The 1,385-nt window shown below is 44.9% G+C and carries 1 protein-coding gene; it reads left to right on the forward strand.

What is annotated here, in order from left to right; genetic code table 11:
• Positions 1-1,298 (forward strand): IS66 family transposase (locus MoGM_RS11110; RefSeq protein WP_104370120.1); only part of this gene is annotated, 1,298 nt, incomplete at its 5' end.
• Positions 1,299-1,385: the final 87 nt, after the last annotated feature.

Consider the following 1,385-nt stretch of genomic DNA (forward strand, 5'->3'; position numbering starts at 1 on the left):
CACCTGCACAGAGCAGCCAACCTTCAAGAAGAAAGGAAACTGCACCACGTGCCGTGAAAACCAAATTGAAAGTTGACAAAGTGGTAGTACATGAAGTGGACGAGTATTACACGCTTCCCGAAGGAGGACGGTTCATGAACCGCAACGGTATGCCTGATGTGTGGGAATACAGGGTTATAGAACATGTAAGGGCTCATAACGTGGAGCATGTGTATAAGGTGGCAAGGGTAAAGCTTGCAGACGGAACTTTTGTAAGCACAATGGAACATCCGCTGAAAAAACTTGGAGGTATTTTCTCCCCTGAACTGCTTGCCCGTCTGCTCTGTCTGAAATATGACTTCAGTATGCCTGAGAACAGACAGATAAGACTGCTTGCCAGAGAGGGCATCCACATAAGCAACACCACACTGAACAGCTATATCCATAACGGAATCGCCAAGCTAAAGGAGTTCATGGAAGATGTCTTCAAGGGGTTTGTACAGCAGGCTGAATATCTTATGGTTGATGAGACGACCGAACTTGTAGGCATCGAAACAAAGGAAGGCAAGGCTTACAGGAGAAAGTACTTATGGGCATTCTTTGCAAAGCATATGAAGATGGTCTATTATCACTATAACAACGGCAGCAGGTCATCCGATGTGGCGAAGTCGTTCCTGGAACATTTTATGGGGACCCTTTCCACTGACGGATATACGGTTTACAGAATGTTTGATGGAGAAGACTCAAAGGTGCTTCATATAGGATGCTGGACGCACTGCAGAAGGTTGTGGGTTGACGCCTTGCCTTCGGACAGGACAGCGATGGAGATAATAGACTCCATCGGCGATATGTTCATGAATGAAGATCTGTTCCGCACCATGAAGCTCAGCGGTGAGCAGATAAAGGGGAAAAGACGGCAGCTTACAGGACCGATCCTTGAAAGTATCCATCATAAGGTGGTCATGATGATGCAGGATGCGAAGATTATGGCTAACGAACTGATGAGAAAGGCTGTCAATTATACGTTAAACCAGTGGAAGTCCCTGAGAAATATCCTCAAGGACGGTGCAGCGGAAATATCGAACAACCTCTGTGAACAAAGGATGAAACCGGTAAAGCTGTTGCTCAAGAACTGTATGAACATAGGCAGTGAGGATGCGGCAGAAAACTCGGCATTCATCTTCTCTCTGATAGAAAGCTGCAAGCTTAATGGCATAGACCCTCAGGATTACCTGAAGCACCTGTTCGAATGTATTCTTCATGGTAAGGACTGCGACAAGAAGACTCTTCTACCATGTTTTTATAAACCGGAATGTTAAAACAAAAATATTTTCTTGTGGGCATTTTTATTTTATCGGCTGAAAAACAGCCGATAAAATTGTCGTGGCGGAAAATAGAATGATTAC

Source organism: Prevotella sp. MGM1 (assembly GCF_002933775.1).
In the GTDB taxonomy this organism is placed as follows: Bacteria; Bacteroidota; Bacteroidia; order Bacteroidales; family Bacteroidaceae; genus Prevotella.